The following is a 23385-nucleotide window of genomic DNA, read 5'->3' as shown; positions in this document are numbered from 1 at the left end:
CATCCTTTGGGATCGTGAGGCCTCTCGGATGCCAGAGTATCGTTTTTTGCTGGAGCCCATCGGGATCTCCCTGGGCATTGGGCTGCTGATCGGGCTGGAGCGGGAGTGGGCCCACAAGGACGTCGGGCTGCGCACGTTCGCCCTGGCCGCCCTGGTGGGGTGCGTCTCCTGGTTGATCCACCCCATCGCCGCCTTCCTGATGTTAGGGGCCGCCATCCCTCTGGTGGCCATCCTGAACGTCCGAAGCCTTTTGGTGGATCGTTCCCTAGAGATGACCACCTCGGTGGCCCTGCTGGTCACCTTCCTTCTGGGAGTCCTCGTGGCCCAGGGCCACGCCCTCGTGGCCGCCGCCACCGCCGTCCTGGTCACGATGCTGCTGGCCTGGAAGGCCGAGCTGGTCCGCTTCACCGTTGGCCTCTCCTTGGACGAGTTGCGCTCCATCGTGCTCTTCGGGCTGCTGACGCTGGTGATCTACCCCCTGCTCCCGGAGGGGCTCCCCCCCGCTTGGGATCCCCTGGGGTTGGTCAACCTGCGGGCAGCCTGGCTGGTAGTGGTCATCCTCTCCGCCATCGGCCTGGTGAACTACGCCCTCCTCCGCCTGTATGGGGCTCGGGGGATTCATTTCACCGGGATCCTGGGGGGCCTGGTCAACAGCACCGCCACCGTCGCCGAACTGGCCCGGCGCTGCCGAGGCCAGGCCGAGGGGGTCTTGGATCGGGCCCTGGAGGGGATGTTGCTGGCCAACGTGGCGATGATGATCCGCAACGGCCTGATCTTGGGCCTCTTCGCCCCCGCCGCCCTCCTCCACGGCTGGCTGGCCGTCGCCTTGATGGTCGGGGCCACCGGCGTGCTGATCTTCCGCATCCTGCGCGCGGACAACCCCTCGGCCGCCCCGACCATCCAATTGGCCTTCCCCTTCTCGCTCCGCCATAGCTTGCTCTTCGGCACCTTCTACCTGGTGATCCGCTCGGCGGTGGTCCTGGCCGACCGCCTCCTGGGCCCGGCAGGGTTCATCGTGGTGACCTTCCTAGGCGGCCTGGTGAGCAGCGCCTCCACCGCCGCCGCGGCCGCCACCCTGGCCGCCCAGGGGCGGATCCCCACGGAGGCTGCCGGCCTGGGGACGGTCCTCGCCTCCATGGCCAGCCTGCTCTTCCACATCCCGATGGCCCGCATGGGCGGCCTGAACGGGCCGTGGCTGCGCCGCCTGATCGCCGCCTCCTTCCTCACCGTGCTCCTGGGGGTCCTCGGCCTCCTCTTGGAGGCCCTCGGGTGACGGCCTCAGCCCTCTATCTGGGCCCTCAGGGGCGCGCCGGGCCCCGCGCGAAGAGCAGGGCGAAGTGGTCCATCGGGCCGTAGGCCCCCTGGCCCAGTTTGAAGGCGCGGGACGCCTCCAGCAGGGCGGTGAGGTAGGCTTTGGCCTGGCGGATGGCTTCCAGCGGCGGGAGGCCCTTGGCCAGCCCGGCGGCGATGGCCGAGGCGAAGGTGCACCCGGTGCCGTGGGTGTTGACGGTGTCCACCCGAGGGGCGTCCAGTTCGTAGAAGTCCCGCCCGTCGAAAACGATGTCCACGCTGCGGTCGTCCCCCTCCAAATGGCCGCCCTTGACCACCACCCAGCGCGGGCCCAGATCGTGGAGGATCCGCGCAGCCTCCCGCATGTCCGCCCGGCTCCGGAGATCGCGCCCCACCAGGGCGCGGGCCTCGTGGAGGTTCGGAGTGATCACCGTGGCCATGGGGAAAAGATGGCGCACCAGGGCCTCCTGGGCCTCGGGGCGGAGCAGGGGATCCCCGCTCTTGGCCCGCATCACCGGGTCGACGACGAGATGCGCCACCCGGTGCTCCTGCATCTTCTCCGCCACGGTTTCGATGATGGCCGCGTTGGCCAGCATCCCGGTCTTCACCGCGTCGGCCCCGATGTCCCCCAGCACCGCGTCGATCTGGGCGGCCACGAATTCCGGCGGGAGCTCGAAAACAGCGTGCACCCCCTGGGTGTTTTGGGCGGTGAGGGCGGTGATCACGCTCATGCCGTAAACCCCCAGGGCGCCGAAGGTCTTGAGGTCCGCCTGGATGCCGGCCCCCCCGCCGGAGTCGGAGCCGGCGATGGTCAGCGCACGGGGCAATGGGCGCATGGTTCCCTCCTGAACCTTAAGGCGAAGGCCTGCCGCGTTCCGCCAAGGCGGCGTCGACGGCGCTGCGGAGGGCCCGGGCTGCCGCTTCGGGATCGTCCGCCAGGGTGATGGCGGAGATCACCGCCACGCCGGCGGCGCCCGCTCGGATGCACGCCCCGGCGTTCTCCGCCTGCACGCCCCCGATGGCTACCACCGGCAGGCGCGTGGCCCGAGCCACTCGAGCCAGGCCCTCCAGGCCGATCCAGATGGCGTTCTCCTTGGAGCCGGTGGGGAAGACCGATCCGGTCCCCAGGTAATCCGCGCCCTCGGCCTCGGCCGCCCGGGCCTGCTCCGGGGTGCGGGCGGAGACCCCCACGTAGGCCTGGGGGCCCAGCAGCCGCCGCGCGACGGCCGCGGGCAGATCCTCCTGCCCGACGTGAACCCCGTCCGCTGCCAGGGCCAGGGCGGCGTCGACCCGGTCGTTCACCAGGAACGGCACCCCGTAGCGGCGGCAGAGATCCCGCAGGGCCTCCCCCAGACGGAGCATCTCCCGCAGCGGGCCGTTCTTCCAGCGCAATTGGAGGACGGTGACGCCGCCCCGCAGGGCGGCCTCGGCCACCGCCACCGGATCCCGCCCCCCGGTCCGCTCGGGATCCAAGACCAAATACAGGCGCATGTCCAGCGGCATCGGCGCTGCTGCCCGATTTTTAGGCGTGAGGCGCGGGGAGGGGCATCGGCGGATGCGGGAGGAAGGCCTGGCGACGGTCCCTCCGCCGGCATGACCCGGATCAGGTTCGATGGGTCGGCGCCAGGGCCGGCCGCTGGGCCGGCAAGGGCGCCCTCTCAGCCCGCTCTTCCCGCGGACTCCCCACGTCGCCTGTATCCAGTCTACCGGGGAAGGACGACGGATGTCAAAAACGGTGGGACGCTGCAGGATGGGACGGCTCGCTTCGAGCCGAGGACGCTGGGGTCTTCCCGACCGCGCCTCCGATTCCTTCTGCCGTGGGCATCTCTATAGCGCCCTTGCCGAGGACTGTATAGGCGCCGGCAGCTGCAACTCCATCCCGGCGGGCGGCATGGCCTCCAGCGCCGGCAGGATGGGAGCGGCCAGCCCTTTGGGCAGCACCCGTCGGAACCGGGCGAGGGGCTCCGGCCATCGGGCCAATAGCTCCTGCGCCCGCCGGCTGCCGGTCCGCTCCAGGTGGCCGCGCAGCATGGCCTCCAGGAAGGCGGCCTCCGCCGCGTCCTCCACCGGACCGATCCGCACCAGTTGCATGTTGCAGCGCCGCTCCAGGTCTCCCCGCTCGTCGAGCACGTAGGCGACCCCGCCGGTCATCCCGGCCGCAAAGTTCTCCCCGACGGGGCCCAGCACCACCACGCCGCCGCCGGTCATGTATTCGCACCCGTGATCGCCGATCCCCTCGACCACCGCCCAGGCGCCGCTGTTGCGGACAGCGAAGCGATCTCCCGCCCGGCCGGCGATGAAGAGCCAGCCCCCCGTGGCCCCATAAAGGGCGGCGTTGCCGGCCAGCACCGGGTCTGGATCCCGCAGGTCGTGGAAGGGCCGCAGGATGAGTTCCCCGCCCCCCATGCCTTTGCCCACCCCATCGTTCGCTGCCCCGATGAGGATCAGCCGCATCCCCCGGTGGGCAAAGGCCCCGAAGCTCTGCCCCGCATAGCCGATGAAAGTCAGGGTGATGGTCCCCTCCGGCAGCCCTTGCTCCCGATAACGGCGGGCGATCTCCCCGGCCAGCCGCGCCCCCACGGCCCGGTCGGTGTTGCGGATGCGGTAGAGCCCTCGCACTGGCCGGCCTTCCATCAGGGCGTGCACGGCGTCCCGCACGATCTGGTCGTTCAGGGCGAAGGACCAGACCCGCGGGACGGCGGGGACAGGGGCGGGGGGCTCGGCGCGGCGCAGCAGGGCCTCCGGGCAGATCTCCTCCCCCATCGCCTCTAACAGATCCGTCCGCCCGATGAGATCCCTCAGCCGTTCGTAGCCCATGGCGGCCAGGATCTCCCGGACCTCCTGGGCCACGAACATGAAATACGCCATCACATGCTCCGGCCGCCCGGCGAACTTCGCCCGGCGCTCCGGATCCTGGGTGGCGACGCCGGTGGGGCATGTGTTCTGGTGGCACACGCGGGCCATCACACATCCCAGGGCGATCAATGGGACCGTCCCGAAGGAGAACTCGTCGGCGCCCAGAAGGGCAGCGATCACCACGTCCCGCCCGGTCCGTAGCCCCCCGTCCACCCGCAGTCGCACCCGATCCCGCAGGCCGCAGGCCACCAGCATGCGGTGGGCCTCGGCCAGGCCGACCTCCCACGGCATCCCCGCGTTCTTGATCGACGACCAGGGCGAGGCGCCGGTCCCCCCGGCGTGGCCGCTGATCAGGATGATGTCGGCCCCCGCCTTGGCCACCCCGGCGGCGATCACCCCCACCCCCACGGTGGAGACCAGTTTGACGGAGACCTGGGCCTGGGGATGGATCGCCTTAAGGTCATAGATCAGTTGTGCCAAGTCCTCGATGCTGTAAATGTCGTGGTGGGGCGGGGGCGAGATCAGGTCGATGCCCGGCTGGGCGAAGCGCAGGCGGGCGATCTCTGGGGTCACCTTGGCGGCCGGCAGATGGCCCCCTTCCCCCGGCTTGGAGCCCTGGGCCATCTTGATCTGCAGTTCCTCCGCGGAGATCAAATAGGCCGGCGTCACCCCGAAGCGGGCCGAGGCCACCTGCTTGGTCCGGCTGTTGCGCTCAGTCCCGTAGCGCTCCGGAGCCTCGCCGCCCTCGCCGCTGTTGGAACGCAGCCCCAGGCGGTTCATGGCGACGGCCAGGGCCTCGTGGGCCTCGGGGGAGAGGGCGCCATGGGACATGGCGGCGGTGGAGAAGCGCCGCAGGATGTCCTCCACCGGCTCCACTGCCTCCAGAGGGATCGGCGCGCGGTCGCTTCGCCAGCGCAGCCGATCCCGCAGGTCCACCGGCTCCCGATGGGTTTCCTTCACAAAGTCCCAGTAGCGTCGGTAGGCCTCTAAGAACCCGGCGCCCAGGGCGTCCGGGGTGCGGACAGCCTCCTGGAGGGCGCGGATGGCTTCCGGGTGGAGGGCGTGGAACTCCCCGTGGGACCGGTGCTTGTAAAAACCAGGGGCCGGGAGCTCCGGCCGTCCGGCCCCGTAGGCCGCTCGGTGCCAAACCAGGGTCCGCCGGGCGATCTCCTCCAGGCCCACCGGCCCGGCCACCCCGGGCGTCCCCTCGAAGGCCCAGTCGATGAGTTCCTGCGACAGGCCGATGACCTCGAAGATCTGGGCACCGGTATAAGCGTCCAGCGTAGCGATCCCCATGCGGGCCATCACCTTCAGCAACCCCTTCTCAACGGCTTGGAGGTAGCGTTCGACGGCCGCCTCTGGCGCCTCGGACCGACCCCCCTCCCGCTCCCGGGCGGCCATGGCCGCCACGGTGGCCAGGGCCAAATAGGGGCAGATGGCCGAGGCGCCGTAGCCCAGCAGGCAGGCGAAATGATGCACCTCGCGGGGCTCGCCCGAGACCACGATCAGGCTGGCCCGGGAGCGCAGGCCAGCACGGATCAGGTGGTGATGGACCGCGCCGACGGCCAGCAGGGCCGGGATGGGGGCGTGGTCCGCGTCGACGGCCTCATCGCTCAGAAGGAGCAGCCCACAGCCCTCCCGCACGGCCTGTTCGGCGGATCGGCAGAGGATCTCCAGGGACCGCCGCAAAGCCGCTGGCCCTTCAGCGACCGGCCAGACGGTCGAGAGGGCCCGGACCGGGAAGGGGGAGATCGCCCGCAGGGCGGCCAGCCGTTTCGGGGTGAGGATCGGCCCCGGCAGTTCGATCAACCGAGCCGCCTCCTCCCCGGGCTCCAAGAGGTTGGCCCGGGGCCCCAACAGCACCGTGAGGGACATCACCCGGGTCTCCCGGAGGGGATCGATGGGCGGGTTGGTGACCTGAGCGAAGCGCTGCTTGAAGAAGCCGTAGAGCGGACGTGGCCAGCCCGAGAGCATCGCCAGGGGGGTGTCGTCGCCCATCGACCCGATGGGCTCCGCCCCGGTGCGGGCCATCGGCCGGAGGATCAGAGCCACCTCCTCAGCGGTGTAGCCGAAGGCGACCTGCCGGCGCAGGAGGTCCTCCGGTTCCGGCGGGGAGACAGCCCGCCCCTCCGGCAGCCGCACCCGATGGCGCTGCACCCACTCCGCGTAAGGGCGCTGCGCGCTCCATTCCGCCAGGAGCGCCGCCTGGTCCTGGACGCGGCCGGTCTCCAGATCCGCCGTCAGCATCTGGCCGGGGCCCAGGCGGTCGAGCCGCAGGATGCGGTCGGGGGGCACCTCCAAAGCGCCGATCTCTGACCCACAATAGAGCAGCCCGTCGATCGTCTGCAGCACCCGCAGCGGCCGCAGCCCGTTGCGATCCAACAGCGCCCCGACGAACCGGCCGTCCGCGAAGAGGACGGCCGCCGGGCCGTCCCACGGCTCCATCAGGCCTTGATGATAGGCGTAGAAACCCCGCGCCGCTTCGTCCAGGTCGGGCGCGTGCTCCCAGGCCTCGGGGATGAGCATGCGCAGGGCGTGGCGGATGTCATAGCCGGAGCGGACCAGGAACTCCACCACGTTATCCAGCATGGCGGAGTCTGATCCCTCCGGGTCGATGATCGGCTGTAGGTCGGCGATGGTCTCCCACCACACCGAGGAGGTGAGGGTCGCCTCGCGGGCGCGCATGCTGTTGATGTTGCCCTGCAGGGTGTTGATCTCCCCGTTGTGGCAGAGGGTTCGGAAGGGTTGGGCCCGCGTCCACGACGGCAAGGTGTTGGTGCTGAAACGCTGGTGGAAGATCACGAAGTCCGTCTCGAAGTCCGGATCGGCCAGGTCCGGGTAGAAGGCGGCCAGGTCCCGAGCCATGGTCAGCGCTTTGTAGACGATGGTGCGGGCGGAGGCCGAGGCGAGATAGAGAGAGAGCCCCTGGGCCCGCGCGGCTTTTTCTGCCCGGCGGCGGGCCCGGTACAGGCGCCGGTCGATCCCCTCGGGGGTGTCCCCCCGTTCGTCGGCCAGCACCGCTTGCTGAATGGCCGGGCAGGTCGCCCGGGCGCGGGGCCCCAGCACCTCCGGGCGGAGCGGGACGGGGCGCCACGCCAGCAGGTGAAAGCCTTCCTCGGCGAAGGCGGCGGCCAGAAGCGTTTGGGCAGCCGCGCAGGCCGCGGGCTCCGCGGGCAGGAAGGCCATCCCCACGGCCAGGCCGGAGGGAGGCCGCAGCCCTTGGGCTTCCAGGAACCGACGGAACAGGCGCGCCGGGAGCCGGGTGAGGACCCCCGCACCATCCCCGGTCCGGCCATCATCGGCGGTCGCCCCCCGATGGGAGAGGCGGTCCAGAGCCTGGAGGGCCATGGCCAGCAACTGATGATCCGCCGGCCCGCCCGGCCGGGCCAGCAGGCCGATCCCACACGCGTCCCGCTCGATCCCAGCTGGCTGTCCCATCGGGCACCTCCCCCAGGGGGATGGCGGATCCCTCGGTCGCTTCGGGACGGGTCTTGGCCGCCTATTTTCCACAGAACGGGCAGATCCGTCATCCCCCGTTTGGGCCATTTTGGGGACCCCACTTTGGCCATTTTTGGGGGTAGCAAGCGCAGCCTCAGGACCGAAAGCTGCCCCCTTGGCAGGCTCCCTACACAGTAAAATAAGGCGCGCGGTTGGCGTCTGGCCGGGCGCCTCTCCCCGGTCCCGGAGGGCGGGGCGGCGACCTTGTTGGTCTTCCTGAACGGCGGCCTGGTGCATGCGGAGCCGCTGGCCGGCGGGGCCTTCGATCGGGAGATCGCGCTGCCGGAGGGCCTGCTGCGACGGGACAACACTGTATCATCGCCCAGGACCGCACTGCCTGCCCCTTCGTGCTCCCGGCGGATCCGGTGTTCGAACTGGCCCTGAGCCAGCCGGCGGCCTTCGTGGATGCGGTGTTGGTGGCGGAAGGCGCCGGGGGGTGGATCGGATCGCTGGAGGCCCGCTACCGGCGACGGCCACCGCGGGGCTTCGGGCTGGTGGCCCCCTGGCCCGGGTGGCGGCTGTATCAGAGGCTTCCCTAGGGCGGGGCCTTCCGGGTCACGGCCGGATGCTCAGGCCCAGTTGGGCGAAGAGGGACTGGAGGCCTGGCTGTTCGGCCGCCGGCGCCCGCTGCCAGGCCTGCCGGGCCGCTGCCTCGGCCTCGTCCTTGCGCCCCAGCATGCTCAGGGTGATCGCCAGTTCGCGATAGAACATCCAGGCGTTCGGATCCTCCGCGGCGGCCTGGGCGCCCTGGCGGAAGATCGCCACAGCCCCCTCCAGATCCCCCAGGTTGCGGCGGGCGTAGCCCTGGCGGAGGGCCGCGGTCAGGTGACGCGGGTTGAGGGCCAGCGCCTGGGCGTAAGCCCGATCGGCCTCCTGGTAGAGGGCCTTGGCCTGATCGCGGTCCAAGGCGCAGTCCGCATGGCTGAGGAAGAAATCGCCGACGGCCTGCCAGGCATCCGCGCGGCTCCCGATCTGGGCCTGGAGCTGGGCCCAGGTCACCTGCGCCTCTTCCGGGCGGCCCAGTTGGGTCTGCAGGTAGGCCAGCACCGCCCGCGCGGTGGCGTGGTCCGGCCGCAACGCCAGCAGGCGTCGGTAGATCCCCTCGGCCTGTTCGAGGGCGGCCCGCTTCGCCTGGGGATCGGCGCTCGTCTCGCTGCGCACCAGAAGGAGATCCCCGTAGAGTTGATAGGTCTGGTCGAACCGATCGTCCAGCGCCAGGGAGCGCCGGAGCCGCTCCTCGGCCGCCGCCAGATCGTTGCGCTGATAGAGGTCGACGCTGGCCCACTCGTTCCACAGGCCGGCGTTGTTGGGGCTCAGGCGCACAGCCTGCTCATAATAGCGGCTGGCCTCCGCGACGTGGCGCACGAAGGCCTCCGGCATCTTCGCCGGATCGATGCGGGTCCGGCAGAGCCGAGGGTCCAGGATCAGGTCGGCCCACCGCCGGTGCATGCGGGCCAGGTTGGCCGTGTGATCGGTGTTCAGGGGGTTGAGGTCCCGGGCCCGCTCCAGCACCGCCCGTGTGATCTCCAGGAGATCTCCCCGAGGCAGGCGCACCAGTTGATCTGCCGTCAGCCGACGGAAAGCCTCCTCGAAGGAGACCCCATCGGGGATCTGCCGCAGGCCGGCCTCGGGGACCTGGGCGGCCTTCTCCAGGAGGGCTCGCCCCAGCCACAGGTGATAGAAGTCCTCCCGGGGGGCGTATTCGATGGCCCGCCGGTAGAGCAGGATGGCCACGTCCCACTGGCCCTGTTTATCCCATGGATCGCCCTGCTTGTAGATGGCATCCGCCCGCACCGGGTTGAGGTTCGCCGTCCAGATCACCAGGGCGGCGGCCAGCAGCGCCGGCGGCATCAGGAAGAGCCCCGGCCCGGCGCTGGTCGGCGCCGGGGGCTCCTCGCGGATCCCCAGGAAGGCGAGGAGGGCGACGATCAGGAAGAGGAAAAGCACCAGGAGGTCCAGCAGCCCGGCCACTCCTTCCGCCAGGCGAAGGAGATCCTCAACGGTCTGGGGGGAGCGGGCAATGAGGGTCGCCAGCATCCCCGCGTGGGCCAGGGTGTAGAGCAGGGCGCCTCCCCCGGCGATCCCGGCGTAGAGGGCGAGGGCCTGGACGGAGGCCGTCCGGGGGATCAGATCGCGGCGGATCCCCTCCGCCAGAACCAGGGCGGCACCCAGGGCGCCGGTCATCAGGAACATCACCAGGACGAAGGGGGAGAACCGGTTCCCCTGGAGGGGCAGCCGGGTCAGGCTGTTGACGATGAGGGTAAGCGCGTCCAGCCGTTGGCCCTGGTTGGCGATGAATTCATAGGCCAGCAGGCTGAGCATCAACGCCATCAGCAGGCCGGAGGCCGCGACGTGCGGTCCCCAGGGCGCTGCGGAGATGGGGGGTGGCGACGGGGCCCCTTTGCGGGTCTTCCCCTTGCCCTTAGGGGAGGACCCATGTCCGACGGACCGGGGGGCCGGTTCGGCCAGCCAGCCTTCGCCGAGCACAACCAACAGGGCGGCGAAGGCCCAGAACCATGTGCGAGTGGCGGCGATGGCGATGCCGAAGTTGATCTCGATGTAGTGGGCCAGGACGCCCCCGAGCAGGGCGATCAGCATGAAGCGGTGCGGATGGACGATGGGGGGCTCCCCCGTCGCCCGCAGCGTCGCGAACACCAGATAGGCCAGGAGGCCCAGCACGGTCCCGGCGGGCACAGCAACCCCGAGGAAATGGGGTCCGAAGCGGGTGGCGAAGAAGACGCCGGCGAGGGCTGCCCCGCCGACCCACAGGCCGAGGAGGAGAAGCCGGTCCCGCCGGCCGTGGATCAAGTTCAGGCTGCGCAGGCCGTAGGCGAAGAGGGAGAAAAACAGCCACTGATAGACGAGGAAGCCCAGCAGGCCGGTGTTCACCAGCGTGTCGAAGGTCTCGTTGTGCGAGCGATCCGGCGAGGCGTTCCGGGCTTCATAATGGGCCAGCTCCGGCGGGTAGAAGCGGTTGTAGGCCACATACATCGACTCGGGGCCGTAGCCGATCAGCGGCCGCAGGGCGTTGAAGGGATCGGGGCGGCCGTCGGGGAACTGGAGGGGCGCGTGGGGGGACACCAGGCGCAGCGCCCCCTGCCAGATCAGCACCCGCACCTTGCCGGTCCCCGTCTCGGTCTCGAAGATATGGCCGAGCCGGCCGACATAGGGGGATTGCCGGAGCGGCTCCAAAGGGCCTCCGGGGAGGTTGAGCAAGAGGAGGAAGACGAAGCCGGCGAGGGCCAGCCCCAGGGTAGCGAAGAGGGCGGTGTGCTGACGGCGGATCACCAGCCAGAGGATCAGGAAGAAGAACAGGCCGGCCATCAGCCCCAGCCACGGCCCACGGCTGAAACTGAAGTAGATGGTGGCTGCCTGCAGGGCGACGATGAAAACATAGACGGCGCCCCGGACCACATCGCTGTTGCGGGGCGGGTCGGTGACGAGGATGGCCTGGAAGGTCTCCGCCAGGCGCCCCAGGGTGAAGAGCAGCGCCATAATAAGGTAAGCGGCCACGAAGATGGCGTTGCCCATGTGGGAGGCCACGCGGCTGGTGACGTCGCCGCCCCAGGGGAGGGGATCTAACCGGTAGCGCTGGATCAGGCCGTAGAAGGCGATGGGGAGGCTGGTCAACACCATGGTGGTGGCCAGCCGTTCGAACTGGGCCCGCGTCCGCAGCCCCCCCAGCAGGCTGAAGAAGATCACCAGGTAAGCCAGCAGGCTATACGTCCCCTGCAGCCGTTGATAGGAGCCGAAGAGGCTGGTGAAGGGGGTCAGGGAGAACAGGGTGGCGACCAGGTGGACGGCGGCGGTGAGGGCGGCGGGCAGGACGAGGGGGGTGTGCCATGAGAACCGCAGGGCCTCCCGGAGGGGGACACGCTGGCCGGCAGCCTCCAGCCCTTTGACCGCCCAGGCGGCGGCCATCACCAAGGCGAGGGAGCGGACCAGAGTCAATTTGTCGGGCTCGAAGACCCGGCTGGTGTAGATGTTGAAGAACAGGGGTGCGATGACGATGGCCGTCAGCCATCCGGCCTCGAGGAGTCGGTCGCACCACTGGCTCAAACGCGTCGGCATGCCCGCCACCATTCCCAGGTTCGTTTCAGGCCTTCCTCCAGGGTAACACGGGCCTCGAAACCCAGCAACGTGCGGGCCTGGCGGACGTCAGGGACCCGCCGCGGGAGGTCTTCGAAGCCAGGGCCGTAGGCCTCGGGGAGGGGGACGAAGCGGATGGGGACGGGGCGCCCGGTGATGGTGCGCACTTTCTCAGCGAGTTCGCGGATGGAGATCTCCTCGGCCCGGCCGATGTTGAAGATCTTTCCCACGGCGGCCGGGTGGGTGCCAGCCCGCAACGTCCCTTCCACGGCGTCGCTGACGTAGATGAAGGAGCGGGTTTGTCGGCCGTCGCCGTAGACGGTCAACGGCTCGCCGCGCAGGGCCTGGTCCAGGAAGCGGGCGATGACGTAGCCGTAGCCGGCGGGGTCGGCCCGGGGGCCGTAGACGTTGAAGTAGCGGACGATGCGCACGGGCAGGCCGTGGCGGGCCCAGGCCAGAGCCAGGTGCTCGTCCAGGAGTTTGCTGACGGCGTAGGCCCATCGCGGGGAGGTGGGGGGGCCGAGGCGGAGGTCGTCATCTTCGGCGGCGGGCCAGCGGACGCCTTTCCCGTAGACCTCGGAGGAGGAGGCCAGACAGATGGGGAGGCCGCGTTGGGCGCAGGCGGCCAGCATCCGTTCAGTGCCCAGGACGTTGACCTGGAGGGTGCGGAGGGGGTCAGCGAGGACCCGCGGCACGCCGACCACGGCGGCGAGGTGGAAGACCGTGTCGATGCCGTCGAGGGCAGCAGATCGGATATGGGGGTCAGTGACGTCGCCGCGGAGGAGGCGGAGACGGGGATGGTCCAGGACGGCAGCCAGGTTCTCGGGCCGTCCGCCGCTGAAATCGTCGAGGACGGTCACCGTGTGGCCCTCGGCCAGGAGCCGCTCGACGAGGTGGGAGCCGATGAAGCCAGCGCCACCAGTGACCAGGACATGCATCGCCCACCCCTTCTTCGCATAGACATTTGACCCTGTTGCATGTTTCTGCCACGTCCGCTCGGGAAACCGATGGGCCTCCCTCTGGATGGGCCCATCACTCGATCCGGATGGGATTGGTCAGGATCCAGAGCCGGCCCCTCCGGTAGACCTCCAGGCGATAGATCCCCGGCTCGACCGTCAGATGCTGAAACCGAAGACCACGGCCCTGGGCCACCACGCCGGTCCCAAAGCGTACCAGCCGGAAGGCCCCGGGCAGGGGCGCCTCGGCCTCGAAACGGACGGCGCCGGCCCGGGGCAATGCCTCGCCCATCGTGGCCCGACGGTGGCCGCTCCGAGCCTCAAACCGGAAGCCCCGAGAGGACCCCAGCCCATCGTTGGCGATCCACGCCCGGCCGCTCCGCAACGCCTCCCGGATCACCGGCCAATCCGCCTCGACCTGGCGGCGGAGGGGTTGGGAGATCAGCAGATGGGTGTTCACTGCGCGAAAGAGCCATCCATACGGGAACAGCACCCGCTGGAGCGGACCCAGCCGATAGGTGTGCCCATGGGCGTCGGCCCCGCCGATGGCCACGGCCGGGACCCCTTCCAGCCAGAGCTGTTCCCACCAGGCGATGGCCTCCCGAAAGGGCCCCCGCAGAAACCGCTGGGGGAAGAAGGCGTAATAGAGGGCATGAACCGGGGTCCTCAGGCGCGCCTTGAACTCGCTCATGGTGTTCCACAACTCCAGACCGGTGAAGCCCACCACTGCGCGATCCACCCAGGGGAGGGCCGGCTCCCCCAGCCAGCGGGGCGCGAACTCCACCGGATGGGCCAGGAAGACCAAGCCGCCCCGCTCTCGGGCGGCGTCGATCAGCACCTGGGGGGAGCCGGCCAGGGGTGCCAGTTCCGCATCGGCGCCCAGGATCAGGGCGTGGTTGACCTGGGGCTGCCGACACGGATCGTGGACCTCCTCCCCGATCAGCAGCAGCACCCGCCCGTAGTATCCCTGGAGGCCCCCCACCCAGACGTTGTGGTCCGTGACCGCCACCACGTCCAAACCGGCCTGGGCCGCCGCTGCCACGATCTCCCGGTGGAGCCCTGCGCCATCCGAGAAAACCGTGTGGCTGTGCAGGTTGCAGACCAGTTCGATCACGGCACCGCCCCGTTGGAGGCTGACGCCCTGTATTCTACCGCACCCCTCGTGCCGATGAGGGACGGCCCCATGCTACAATGAGAGGGCAGGCCGAAAACCGAGCCGGTTCCCAGGCCTGATCGAGAGGAGGTTGTTCCCATGGAATGGATCGCCTTCGGCGCTCTGATCCTGGTGGCCGCCCTCGTCCTTCTCTCCTCCGCCATCCGCATCCTGCCAGAGTGGGAACGGGGGGTGGTGTTGCGCCTGGGGCGCTACCACGCCACAAAAGGCCCCGGGCTCTTCTTCGTCATCCCCATCATCGATCGTGTCATCCGGGTGAACTTGCGGCTGATGACCTTCGACGTGCCTCCCCAGGAGGCCATCACCCACGACAACGTCACGGTGAAGGTGAACGCGGTGGTCTTCTACCGGGTGATCGATCCCGCCCGGGCCATCACCCAAGTGGAGGATTTCCGGGCCGCCACCTGGAACCTGGCCCAAACCACCCTGCGCAGCGTCCTGGGCCAGTCGGAACTGGACGAATTGCTGGCCCACCGGGACAAGGTCAACGCCCACCTGCGACAGATCCTGGACGAGGCCACCGACTCCTGGGGGATCAAGGTGGTGATGGTAGAGGTGAAGGACGTGGAGCTCCCCCAGGGCATGCAGCGGGCCATGGCCCGCCAGGCCGAGGCGGAGCGGGAGAAGCGGGCCAAGATCATCCATGCGGAAGGCGAGTTCCAGGCGGCCAAGACCCTGGTGGAGGCTGCCCGCATGATCGCCTCGGAGCCCGCCGCCCTCCAGTTGCGCTACCTGCAAACCCTGACCGAGATCTCCATGGAGAAGAACTCCACCATCATCTTCCCGGTCCCCGTGGACACCCTGCAGGTCTTCCTGGGCAACGCGCGCCGGCCCGCCGGCTGAGGGCCGGCGCGCCCAGGGCGGAGGCAAGGGGGATGTATCAGCGACAGGTGCAGCGGGTCCTTTGGCGGGTCCTGGCCGCCAACCTGGCCGTGGCCGCCATCAAACTGTTCGTCGGCCTGCAGGCCAGCGCCCTCAGCGCCCTGGCCGATGCCTTCCACAGCGGCCTGGACGCCTCGGCCAACATCATCGGCCTGGTGGGGATCGCCCTGGCCTCCCGCCCGCCGGACCCCAACCATCCCTATGGCCATCAGAAATACGAGGCCGTGGCCACCCTGATCCTGGGGACCTTCCTCCTGATGGCCTCTCTGGAGGTGATCCGCGGGGTGATCGAGCGCCTGCTGGTGGGCGGGCAGCCGGAGGTCAGCCCGCCCATGTTCGCTCTCGTGCTGGCCACCCTGCCCATCAATTTCCTGATCTCCCGCTACGAGGCCCGTCAGGGGGAGCGGCTGCACAGCAGCATCCTCCTCGCCGACGCCATGCACACGCGGTCGGACCTCTTCGTCACCCTCTCCGTCCTGGCCAGCCTGGCTGCCGCCCGTGCCGGCCTCCCGTGGCTGGATCCCTTGGTGGCCCTGGCGGTGATCGGCGTGATCCTCGCCGCCGGCCTGCGCATCCTGCGGTCCACCACCCTCGTGCTGACCGACAGCGCCGCCGTCGATCCGAAAGAAGTGGAGCGGATCGCCATGGCCGTCCCTGGCGTGCGGGCTGTCCATCGGGTGCGCAGCCGGGGAACACCCGACGCCACTTATGTGGATCTGCACCTCCGGGTGGACCCGGCGATGAGCACCGAGCAGGCCCACGCCATCGCCACCGAGGTGGAGGAGCGGCTGAAGACGAGCCTCCCCGGCGTGGTGGACGCGGTGGTGCACATCGAGCCGTGGCGCCCGCCGCCGCCCTCGGAATGGGAAGCGATGGCGGTCCGGCTGCGGGCGCTGGCCGACGGGCTGGGCCTCGGGGTGCACGAGCTGCACGGGGTGGAAACCTCAGAAGGCTACCACATCGGGCTCCACGTGGAGGTCGACGAAGGCCTCTCGGTGGAGGAGGCCCACGCCCGCGCCACCGAACTGGAGCGCCGGGCCCGGGCGGCCTTCCCCCGCCTCCGCTCCATCAGCACCCACATCGAGCCCCGGGCCCGGGGGCCCCGGCGGGCCCAGCGCGAACCCCCCGTCGCTCTGGAGGCCGCCGCGCGGGCGGCGGTGGAGGCCGTGTTCGGCCCGGGGACCTGCGGGGAGGTGCGCCTGTATCCGCACGCCCAGGGACACGACCTGACCGTCACATGTCGCGTGGCGGGGGAGATGCCCTTGGGGGAGGCCCACCGACGGGCGGAGGCGGTGGAACAGCGCCTGCGCCAGCAGTTCCCCGACCTCCACCACATCATCATCCACGTGGAGCCTGCCGCGGAGGCCTCCAAGCCCCCGATGGGGGGATCGGACCATGATCTTCCGAGCCTCCATCCCGGAGATCCGTGAGGGCCTGGTGCAACCGTTCCAGGTGCGGGAGATCGCCCGGTTCGGGACCATCCGGGTTTACGCCTACCGGTCCCTGGGGGAGATCGCCCGCCACCGCCACCTGGAGTTCGATGAAGTGTTCCTGGTCTACGAGGGCCTGGTGACGTTCTGGACGGACCGGGAGGAGATCACCCTGAAGCCGGACGAACTGATCCGCATCCCGGCCGGGTTGGCCCACCGCTCCGGCTCCCGGCTCCCCTCGCTGGTCCTGCTTTTCCGCAGGGATCTCTCGCCCGGGCGCTGGAACGGGTCCTTCCGGACCCACGCGCCCGCCGGGGCCCGGCCCGAGATCGCCCGCATCCACGAGGCCCTGCGGGCCCATCCCCCCTTCACCCGGGTCCATCTCCTGACGGCCAGCGGGGTTCGCTATTATGGGCTGCAGGGGAACGGCCCCTCGCCGACCTGGACGACCCGGGGGCCGATGTTCCTGCTGCTGTTACGGGGAGAGGTGGAGATGATGGCGGAAGGGCTGGGGCTGCCGGAGCCGGCGAGGGGCATCCTGGGGCCCGGGGAACTGGCCGTCCTCCCCGAGGGGGTCCACTGGCGCTGGCAGAGCCAGGAGCCCTCCACGTTGCTGCTGGCCGAGGGGCCGCCGTAGGGGCATCGGGGAAGCCGATGTTGACGGCCCTGCACCCACGGGATACACTCAAACCGTCTTTCTGAGAACCGCCAAGCGCAAACCGATCAGGAGGCCGTTCGATGGGCGAGCACGAGGTGGTGATCACCACGCAGAACTTCGAGCAGGAGGTGCTCCAGTCCGACAAACCCGTGCTGGTGGACTTCTGGGCCGAGTGGTGCGGGCCATGCAAGGCGCTGGAGCCGATCGTGGCCCAGATCGCCCGGGAATACGCCCAGGTCCTCAAGGTCGGCAAACTCAACGTGGATGACCACCCCGAACTGGCCATGCGCTACGGGGTGATGGGCATCCCCACGCTGATCCTGTTCAAAGGCGGCCGGGAGGTGGCTCGCATCGTCGGCTACCAGCCCCGCGAACGCTTGCTCCAGCAAATCCTGCCCCATCTCCAGCCGCAGCCGCAACGGTAACACCAGGGGATCGGATCCTCCGAACCGAGGGGCTGGGGGACCGGTCTCGAGGGCGAGGGTCCAGCTGGGGGGTGTCCCGTGTCTCAAGGTCCTCCGAAGGCCGCCCCGGGCCCTGCCCGCTGACCGAACGCCATCCTCCCTCTAATGCTCCTCTAATAGACGGCACGTAGAATGGAGGGCGACGACCGCATGGGGGGTTTATGGGGCCTGTATGTGCGAACTGCGGGATCGAGATCCGGTGGCAGCCGGTCATCGTCGATCGCGAGCCATATTGCTGCCTAGGGTGCGCCTGGGGCGGGCCGTGCCAATGCGATTATGATCGGCTGCCTTCGCCGGAGGCCCCTGCCACCCTGGTCCACCGGCCGGGGTCGCGGATGGGGATGATTCTGGCACCGGTCGCCCTCCCAGGCGGTCCGTTCGATCAGGAGGTCGAAGGAACGCACGATCCTCAGGAGGAGGTCTCCGATGGCCAAGAAAGGGCGGATCGTCGGGATTGATCTGGGGACAACCAACTCGGTGATCGCCGTGATGGAGGGCGGGGAGCCCAAGGTGATTCCCATCGCCGAGGGTGGCAACCTCTGCCCGTCGGTGGTCGCCTTCACCAAGACCGGGGAGCGCCTGGTGGGCCTGCCGGCCAAGCGCCAGGCGATCATCAACCCGGAGAACACCATCTTCTCCATCAAGCGCTTCATGGGCCGACGGGTCAGCGAGGTGGCGGAGGAGATCCGGCGGGTCCCCTACAAGGTGGTGGAGGGGCCCAACGGGGACGCCCGGGTGTTCATCCCGGCGGTGGGGAAGGAGTTCACGCCCCAGGAGATCTCGGCCATGATCCTGCGCAAACTCAAGCAGGACGCCGAGGCCTACCTGGGGGAGCCGGTCACCCAGGCGGTGATCACTGTCCCGGCCTACTTTAACGACAGCCAGCGGCAGGCCACCAAGGACGCGGGGAAGATCGCCGGTCTGGAGGTGCTGCGGATCATCAATGAGCCCACGGCCGCGGCCCTGGCCTACGGGATGGACAAGAAGAAGAACGAGATCATCCTGGTCTGGGACCTGGGCGGGGGGACCTTCGATGTGTCGATCCTGGAGGTCGGCGAGGGGGTGATCGAGGTCAAGGCCACGGCGGGCGACACCCACCTGGGCGGCGACGACTGGGACCAGGTGATCATCGACTACGTGGCTGAGGAGTTCATGAAGGAGCACGGGATCGACCTCCGGAAAGACCGCCAGGCCCTGCAGCGCCTGAAGGAGGCGGCGGAGAAGGCCAAGATCGAGCTCTCCACGCTGATGGAGACGGAGATCAACCTGCCCTTCATCACGGCCACGGCCGACGGTCCCAAGCACCTCCAGATGCGCCTGACCCGAGCCAAGTTCGAGCAGCTCTCCCGGCACCTGGCGGAGCGGCTCAAGGGCCCCTTCGAGCAGGCCCTGCGGGACGCCAAGCTGCGGCCCGAGCAGATCGATGAGGTGATCCTGGTGGGCGGCGCCACCCGCATGCCCATGGTCCAGCAACTGGTCCGGGAGCTCACCGGCAAGGAGCCCCACAAGGGGGTGAACCCGGACGAGGTGGTGGCCGTGGGGGCGGCCATCCAGGCCGGTGTGCTGGCCGGCGAGGTCCGGGACGTGCTGCTGCTGGACGTGACGCCGCTCTCCCTGGGGGTGGAGACGCTGGGCGGGGTGATGACGGTGATCATCCCGCGCAACACCACCATCCCGGTGCGCAAGACGGAGGTCTTCACCACGGCGGAGGACTTCCAGACGGCGGTGGACATCAAGATCTACCAGGGTGAGCGGCCGATGGCTGCCGACAACATCCTGCTGGGCCAGTTCCGGCTGGAGGGCATCCCGCCGGCGCCGCGGGGCGTGCCGCAGATCGAGGTGACCTTTGACATCGACGCCAACGGCATCCTGCACGTCTCGGCCCGGGATCGGGCGACGGGCAAAGAGCAGCGCATCACCATCACCGCCTCCACCAACCTGTCCAAGGAGGAAGTGGAACGCCTGCTCAAGGAGGCCGAGCGCTACGCGGAGGAGGACCGCCGGCGGCGCGAACTGGCGGAGGCTCGGAACGAGGCGGACAACATGATCTACAGTGTGGAGCGCTCGCTGCGGGAGCTGGGCGATCGGGTGGGCCCCGCCGACCGGGAGCGCTTGGAGGGCCTGATCCGCCAGTTGAAGGAGGCGATGGGCACGGACAACACCGCCCGCATCCGGCAGCTCACCCAGGAGCTGCGCCAGGCCGCCCTGGCCATCGGCCAGACCATCTACCAGCGGGCGGCGGCCGGCGGGGCGGGCAGCTCCCGCCCGTCCGGCGAGGGCGAGGTGGTGGAGGGCGAATACCGCCAGGTGTGAGGGAAGGAGGTGCGGATGTTGTTCTGGTGGGATCCCCTCTATTTCCTGTTCGCGACGCCCGCGTTGCTGCTGGGCCTCTACGCCCAGGCGCGGGTGCAAGCGGCGTATCAGCGCTGGCTCCGGGCGCCGGCCCGGCTGACCGGCCTGGAGGCGGCGCGGCGCCTGCTGCAGGCGGCGGGCCTTTATGAGGTGCGCATCGAGGGGACGCCGGGCCACCTCACCGACCATTACGATCCGCAGAGCAAGACCCTGCGCCTCTCGCCCAGCGTGGCCGGGGTGGCCTCGGTGGCCTCCCTGGCGGTGGCCGCCCACGAGATCGGTCACGCCGTACAGGACGCGGAGGGGTACTGGGGCCTGCGGGCCCGCGCCGCGCTGGTGCCGGCGGTCCAATTCGGGTCGTGGCTGGGGCCCCTTCTCTTCGTGATCGGATTTCTGATGGGTAGCCCAGGCCTGGCCTGGGCCGGCCTGCTGTTCTTCTCCGCGGCTGCCGTCTTCGCCCTGGTCACGTTGCCGGTAGAGCTCAACGCCAGCCGCCGGGCGCTGGCCCTGCTGGAAGGGAGCGGCCTGCTGCTCACCCCGGAGGAGCGGGCCGGGGCCCGGGAGGTGCTACAGGCCGCCGCCCTGACCTATGTGGCCGCGCTGGCCCAGGCCCTCTCCACCCTGGCCTACTACGCCTTCCTGGCCATGGGGATGCGCCGCTCCAACGATTGAGCGCGGCGAGGAGGGCCGGGTCCGCCATCGCCCGCACGCTGTCGGAGGGCATGCCGATGGACGATGCGACCCTGCGCGCCAAAGTGGAAGAGCGGCTCTATCGCTATGACCCGCTGCGGGTGAACTTCCACTTGATCCGAGTGGACGCCGTCGACGGGCGGGTGGTCCTCTCCGGGGTGGTACCCTCCACTGCGATGAAGCGCATGGCAGAGATGCTGGCCCGGGCGGTCCCGGGCGTGCGGGAGGTGCGGAACGAGTTGATCTCCGACCCGGAGATCGAGGCGGACCTGGGGCTGCGCCTGGCGGCGGATCCGGATCTCAGCCCGCCCCGGGCGCGGGTGATCGCCACCAGCGTCCAGGGGGATGTGACCCTGGCCGGCTGGGTGCCTGACGAGGCGGCCCGCCGGCGGGCTGAGAAGATCGCCCGCTCGGTGCGGGGCGTCCGCAACGTGGTGAACAACCTGAAGGTGAAGGTGGCGGCCCGACGCGCGGCGTGAGGGTCAGGCAGGCTCTTACGAAACTCTTATCTCGCTCTTGCGCGACTCTAACGTGGCCCGCATAGGATGGAGGCTGCCATTCCAACGCGGAGGTGGGCGGTGGCTGGGGAGATCCGTCGGTGGGACCCGTTCCACGAGATCTACACCCTGCGGCGGGCCATCGATCGGTTCCTGGAGGAAGCCTTCGCCCGCCCCTCGCTCCTCCTGGGCGGCCCCTCCGAATGGCCAGCGGTGGACATCTATGAGACCAAGGACGAGGTGGTGGTGAAGGCGGCCGTCCCGGGGATCCGTCCTGAGGACCTGGAGGTGACGGTGAGCGGGAACACGGTGACCCTGCGGGGGGAGTTCCGGGAGGAGCAGGAGGCCCGCGAGGGGAGCTGGCTTCGCCAGGAGCGCCGCTACGGTTCCTTCACGCGGTCCTTCGTGTTGCCGGTGGAGGTGGTCCCCGACAAGGCGAGCGCAGAATATGAGCACGGCGTCCTCACCCTGCGGCTCCCTAAGGCCGAGACGGTGAAGGCCCGTGCCATCCAGGTGAAAGTCAAGTGATCCTGGAGCCCAAGCCGATCAATCCCCTGGGAGGATGGGACGATGGCGGAGATCAAGCTTCGACCCTTGGCGGATCGGGTGGTGGTGGAGCCGATCGAGCGGGAGGAGATGACCCCCAGCGGCATCATCCTCCCCGAGACGGCCAAGGAGCGCCCGCAGGAGGGCCGCGTCATCGCCGTGGGACCCGGGCGCGTCGATGAGAACGGCAAACGGGTCCCTATGGAGGTCAAGGTTGGCGACCGCGTCCTCTTTGCCAAATACGCCGGCACCGAGTTCAAGGTGGACACCACCAAGAAGCTCCTCATCCTCAAGGAAAGCGACATCCTGGCCATCATCGAGGAGTGATCCTTCCATCCCATCCCCAAAGGAGGTGATCGGAGATGGCGCCCAAGCAGCTGGTCTTCGGTGAGGAGGCCCGCCGTCGGTTGAAGCGGGGCATCGACATCCTGGCCAACGCGGTGGGGACCACGCTGGGTCCCAAGGGGCGCAACGTGGCCCTGGACAAGAAATGGGGAGCGCCGACCATCACCCACGACGGGGTGACGGTGGCCAAGGAGATCGAACTCCCCGACCCCTATGAGAACATGGGGGTGCAGCTCCTCAAGGAGGCGGCCACCAAGACCAACGACGTGGCCGGCGACGGGACGACCACGGCGACGGTGCTGGCCCACGTGATGGTCACGGAGGGCATGAAGAACGTGGCCGCCGGCGCCAACCCGATGCTCATCAAGAAGGGCATCGAGATGGCGGTCAAGGCCGTGGTCGAGGAGATCAAGAAGATGGCCAAGCCGGTCCAGAGCAAGGACGACATCGCCCACGTGGCATCCATCTCCTCGGCCGACCCGGAGATCGGGAACCTGATCGCCGAGGTGATGGACAAGGTGGGCAAGGACGGCGTGATCACGGTGGAGGAGTCCAAGACCGGCTTGCCCTTCGAGACCGAATACGTCGAGGGGATGCAGTTCGATCGGGGGTACATCTCGCCCTACTTCGTGACCAACCCCGAGACCATGGAGGCAGTGCTGGAGAACCCCTACATCCTGATCCACGATAAGAAGATCTCCGCCGCCGCCGACATCATCCCGGTCCTGGAGCGGGTGCTCCAGGAGGGCGAGACCCGCTCCCTGCTGGTCATCGCCGAGGACGTGGACGGCGAGGCCCTGGCGACGCTGGTGCTCAACAAGCTGCGGGGCATCTTCAACGCCGTGGCGGTGAAGGCCCCCGGCTTCGGCGAGCGCCGCAAGGCGATGCTCCAGGACATCGCCATCCTCACCGGCGGGCAGGTGATCAGCGAGGAGCTGGGCCGCAAACTGGAGAACGTCCGTATCTCTGACCTCGGCCGGGCCGACAAGGTGGTGGTGACCAAGGACGACACCACCATCATCGGCGGGCGGGGCGACCCGAAGGCCATCAAGGGCCGTATCGAGCAGATCAAGGCCGAGATGGAGAAGACCACCAGCGATTACGACCGGGAGAAGCTCCAGGAGCGCCTGGCCAAGCTGGCCGGCGGGGTCGCCATCATCCGCGTCGGCGCGGCCACTGAGGTGGAGCTGAAGGAGAAGAAGCACCGGGTGGAGGACGCCCTCTCGGCGACCCGCGCGGCGGTGGAGGAGGGCATCGTCCCGGGCGGCGGCGTGGCCCTGCTGAACGCGGCCCGCGCCCTGGACAACCTGAAGGCCGAGGGCGACGTCCAGACCGGCATCAACATCGTGCGCCGCGCCCTGGAGGAGCCGCTCCGCCGCATCGCCGAGAACGCCGGTGAGGACGGCGCGGTGGTGGTGGAGATGGTGCGCCGCCTCCAGAAGGAGAAGAACAACCCGAACATCGGCTTCAACGTGCTCACTGGCGAATACGTGGATATGGTGGAGGCGGGCATCATCGACCCGGCCAAGGTGACCCGCACGGCGCTGGAGAACGCCGCCAGCGTCGCGGCGATGATCCTCACCACCGAGGCCCTGGTCACCGAGGTGCCCGAGAAGAAGAAGGAGGGCGCCACCACGCCGTCGCCCGAGGAGTTCTGA

Annotated in this window: 18 protein-coding genes and 1 riboswitch; of the genes, 12 read left to right on the top strand and 6 right to left on the bottom strand. The window is 69.4% G+C overall.

Translation table 11 applies throughout. The features are described 5' to 3' along the window. A partial coding sequence (locus C4313_RS07175) for an MgtC/SapB family protein (protein ID WP_352429188.1) occupies nucleotides 1–1273 on the top strand: 1273 nt, incomplete at its 5' end. Between the two features lie 25 nt (nucleotides 1274–1298). On the opposite strand, the gene thiD is transcribed toward C4313_RS07175, so the two are convergent. From thiD to gltB, 3 genes are all read right to left on the bottom strand, one after another. Then, nucleotides 1299–2126 carry a bifunctional hydroxymethylpyrimidine kinase/phosphomethylpyrimidine kinase gene (gene thiD / locus C4313_RS07170; protein ID WP_352429187.1) on the bottom strand — a complete coding sequence of 276 codons (828 nt, stop codon included), beginning with the start codon at nucleotides 2124–2126 and terminating at the stop codon, nucleotides 1299–1301. A gap of 16 nt (nucleotides 2127–2142) precedes the next feature. After that, entirely contained in the window at nucleotides 2143–2793 is a 651-nt protein-coding gene (gene thiE, locus C4313_RS07165) for a thiamine phosphate synthase (RefSeq protein ID WP_352429186.1), read from the bottom strand. 59 nt (nucleotides 2794–2852) lie between these two features. After that, nucleotides 2853–2986, bottom strand: a riboswitch (TPP riboswitch). Nucleotides 2987–3117: 131 nt separating this feature from the next. Next, entirely contained in the window at nucleotides 3118–7584 is a 4467-nt protein-coding gene (gltB, locus tag C4313_RS07160; RefSeq protein WP_352429185.1) for a glutamate synthase large subunit, read from the bottom strand. A 425-nt stretch (nucleotides 7585–8009) separates the two neighbouring features. On the opposite strand from gltB, the gene C4313_RS07155 reads away from it, so the two are divergent. Continuing rightward, nucleotides 8010–8183 (top strand): hypothetical protein, encoded by a 174-nt coding sequence (locus tag C4313_RS07155; protein ID WP_352429184.1) that lies wholly within the window; start codon nucleotides 8010–8012, stop codon nucleotides 8181–8183. A 16-nt stretch (nucleotides 8184–8199) separates the two neighbouring features. Here C4313_RS07155 and C4313_RS07150 read toward each other — a convergent pair whose 3' ends face one another. From C4313_RS07150 to C4313_RS07140, 3 genes are all read right to left on the bottom strand, one after another. Next, a complete protein-coding gene (locus tag C4313_RS07150) occupies nucleotides 8200–11715 on the bottom strand; it encodes a tetratricopeptide repeat protein (RefSeq protein WP_352429183.1) in 3516 nt (1171 codons plus the stop codon). Further along, entirely contained in the window at nucleotides 11700–12671 is a 972-nt protein-coding gene (locus C4313_RS07145) for an NAD-dependent epimerase/dehydratase family protein (RefSeq protein WP_352429182.1), read from the bottom strand. The genes C4313_RS07150 and C4313_RS07145 overlap by 16 nt, the downstream gene beginning before the upstream one ends. Before the next feature lie 94 nt (nucleotides 12672–12765). After that, nucleotides 12766–13803 (bottom strand): CehA/McbA family metallohydrolase, encoded by a 1038-nt coding sequence (locus C4313_RS07140; RefSeq protein WP_352429181.1) that lies wholly within the window; start codon nucleotides 13801–13803, stop codon nucleotides 12766–12768. A 138-nt stretch (nucleotides 13804–13941) separates the two neighbouring features. Between C4313_RS07140 and C4313_RS07135 the strand changes: the two genes are divergently transcribed. The 10 genes from C4313_RS07135 (at nucleotide 13942) to groL (ending at nucleotide 23385) form a co-directional block, all read left to right on the top strand. Beyond that, on the top strand, nucleotides 13942–14706 hold the full coding sequence (locus C4313_RS07135; RefSeq protein WP_352429180.1) for a slipin family protein: 765 nt from the start codon (nucleotides 13942–13944) through the stop codon (nucleotides 14704–14706). Between the two features lie 32 nt (nucleotides 14707–14738). After that, a complete protein-coding gene (locus tag C4313_RS07130; protein ID WP_352429179.1) occupies nucleotides 14739–16175 on the top strand; it encodes a cation-efflux pump in 1437 nt (478 codons plus the stop codon). Beyond that, a complete protein-coding gene (locus C4313_RS07125) occupies nucleotides 16141–16812 on the top strand; it encodes a cupin domain-containing protein (RefSeq protein ID WP_352429178.1) in 672 nt (223 codons plus the stop codon). Before C4313_RS07130 ends, C4313_RS07125 begins: the two co-directional genes overlap by 35 nt. A 101-nt stretch (nucleotides 16813–16913) precedes the next feature. After that, entirely contained in the window at nucleotides 16914–17258 is a 345-nt protein-coding gene (trxA, locus tag C4313_RS07120) for a thioredoxin (RefSeq protein ID WP_352429177.1), read from the top strand. A 465-nt stretch (nucleotides 17259–17723) separates the two neighbouring features. Further along, nucleotides 17724–19610 carry a molecular chaperone DnaK gene (gene dnaK / locus C4313_RS07115; protein ID WP_352429176.1) on the top strand — a complete coding sequence of 629 codons (1887 nt, stop codon included), beginning with the start codon at nucleotides 17724–17726 and terminating at the stop codon, nucleotides 19608–19610. A gap of 15 nt (nucleotides 19611–19625) precedes the next feature. After that, nucleotides 19626–20321, top strand: a complete 696-nt coding sequence (locus tag C4313_RS07110) for a zinc metallopeptidase (RefSeq protein ID WP_352429175.1) — start codon at nucleotides 19626–19628, stop codon at nucleotides 20319–20321. Nucleotides 20322–20377: 56 nt separating this feature from the next. Next, nucleotides 20378–20818 carry a BON domain-containing protein gene (locus C4313_RS07105; RefSeq protein ID WP_352429174.1) on the top strand — a complete coding sequence of 147 codons (441 nt, stop codon included), beginning with the start codon at nucleotides 20378–20380 and terminating at the stop codon, nucleotides 20816–20818. Between the two features lie 99 nt (nucleotides 20819–20917). Further along, nucleotides 20918–21364 (top strand): Hsp20/alpha crystallin family protein, encoded by a 447-nt coding sequence (locus C4313_RS07100; RefSeq protein WP_352429173.1) that lies wholly within the window; start codon nucleotides 20918–20920, stop codon nucleotides 21362–21364. A 42-nt stretch (nucleotides 21365–21406) separates the two neighbouring features. Beyond that, the gene (groES, locus tag C4313_RS07095) at nucleotides 21407–21709 is read left to right on the top strand and encodes a co-chaperone GroES (RefSeq protein ID WP_352429172.1); all 303 of its coding nucleotides are present in this window, start codon (nucleotides 21407–21409) and stop codon (nucleotides 21707–21709) included. A 35-nt stretch (nucleotides 21710–21744) separates the two neighbouring features. Further along, nucleotides 21745–23385 (top strand): chaperonin GroEL, encoded by a 1641-nt coding sequence (gene groL, locus C4313_RS07090; RefSeq protein WP_352429171.1) that lies wholly within the window; start codon nucleotides 21745–21747, stop codon nucleotides 23383–23385.

Source organism: Thermoflexus sp., assembly GCF_040289485.1.
Lineage (GTDB): Bacteria > Chloroflexota > Anaerolineae > Thermoflexales > Thermoflexaceae > Thermoflexus.
The sequence above is the reverse complement of the archived record's forward strand: the minus strand, read 5'-3'. Positions and strand labels throughout refer to the sequence as shown.

Excerpts from the sequence above, each read along its gene's own strand:
- thiD (WP_352429187.1), bottom strand. The coding sequence starts at position 2,126 with ATGCGCCCATTGCCCCGTGCGCTGACCATCGCCGGCTCCGACTCCGGC.
- thiE (WP_352429186.1), bottom strand. The coding sequence starts at position 2,793 with ATGCCGCTGGACATGCGCCTGTATTTGGTCTTGGATCCCGAGCGGACC.
- gltB (WP_352429185.1), bottom strand. The coding sequence starts at position 7,584 with ATGGGACAGCCAGCTGGGATCGAGCGGGACGCGTGTGGGATCGGCCTG.
- C4313_RS07150 (WP_352429183.1), bottom strand. The coding sequence starts at position 11,715 with ATGCCGACGCGTTTGAGCCAGTGGTGCGACCGACTCCTCGAGGCCGGA.
- C4313_RS07145 (WP_352429182.1), bottom strand. The coding sequence starts at position 12,671 with ATGCATGTCCTGGTCACTGGTGGCGCTGGCTTCATCGGCTCCCACCTC.
- C4313_RS07135 (WP_352429180.1), top strand. The coding sequence starts at position 13,942 with ATGGAATGGATCGCCTTCGGCGCTCTGATCCTGGTGGCCGCCCTCGTC.
- C4313_RS07130 (WP_352429179.1), top strand. The coding sequence starts at position 14,739 with ATGTATCAGCGACAGGTGCAGCGGGTCCTTTGGCGGGTCCTGGCCGCC.
- C4313_RS07125 (WP_352429178.1), top strand. The coding sequence starts at position 16,141 with ATGATCTTCCGAGCCTCCATCCCGGAGATCCGTGAGGGCCTGGTGCAA.
- trxA (WP_352429177.1), top strand. The coding sequence starts at position 16,914 with ATGGGCGAGCACGAGGTGGTGATCACCACGCAGAACTTCGAGCAGGAG.
- dnaK (WP_352429176.1), top strand. The coding sequence starts at position 17,724 with ATGGCCAAGAAAGGGCGGATCGTCGGGATTGATCTGGGGACAACCAAC.
- C4313_RS07110 (WP_352429175.1), top strand. The coding sequence starts at position 19,626 with ATGTTGTTCTGGTGGGATCCCCTCTATTTCCTGTTCGCGACGCCCGCG.
- C4313_RS07105 (WP_352429174.1), top strand. The coding sequence starts at position 20,378 with ATGGACGATGCGACCCTGCGCGCCAAAGTGGAAGAGCGGCTCTATCGC.
- groES (WP_352429172.1), top strand. The coding sequence starts at position 21,407 with ATGGCGGAGATCAAGCTTCGACCCTTGGCGGATCGGGTGGTGGTGGAG.
- groL (WP_352429171.1), top strand. The coding sequence starts at position 21,745 with ATGGCGCCCAAGCAGCTGGTCTTCGGTGAGGAGGCCCGCCGTCGGTTG.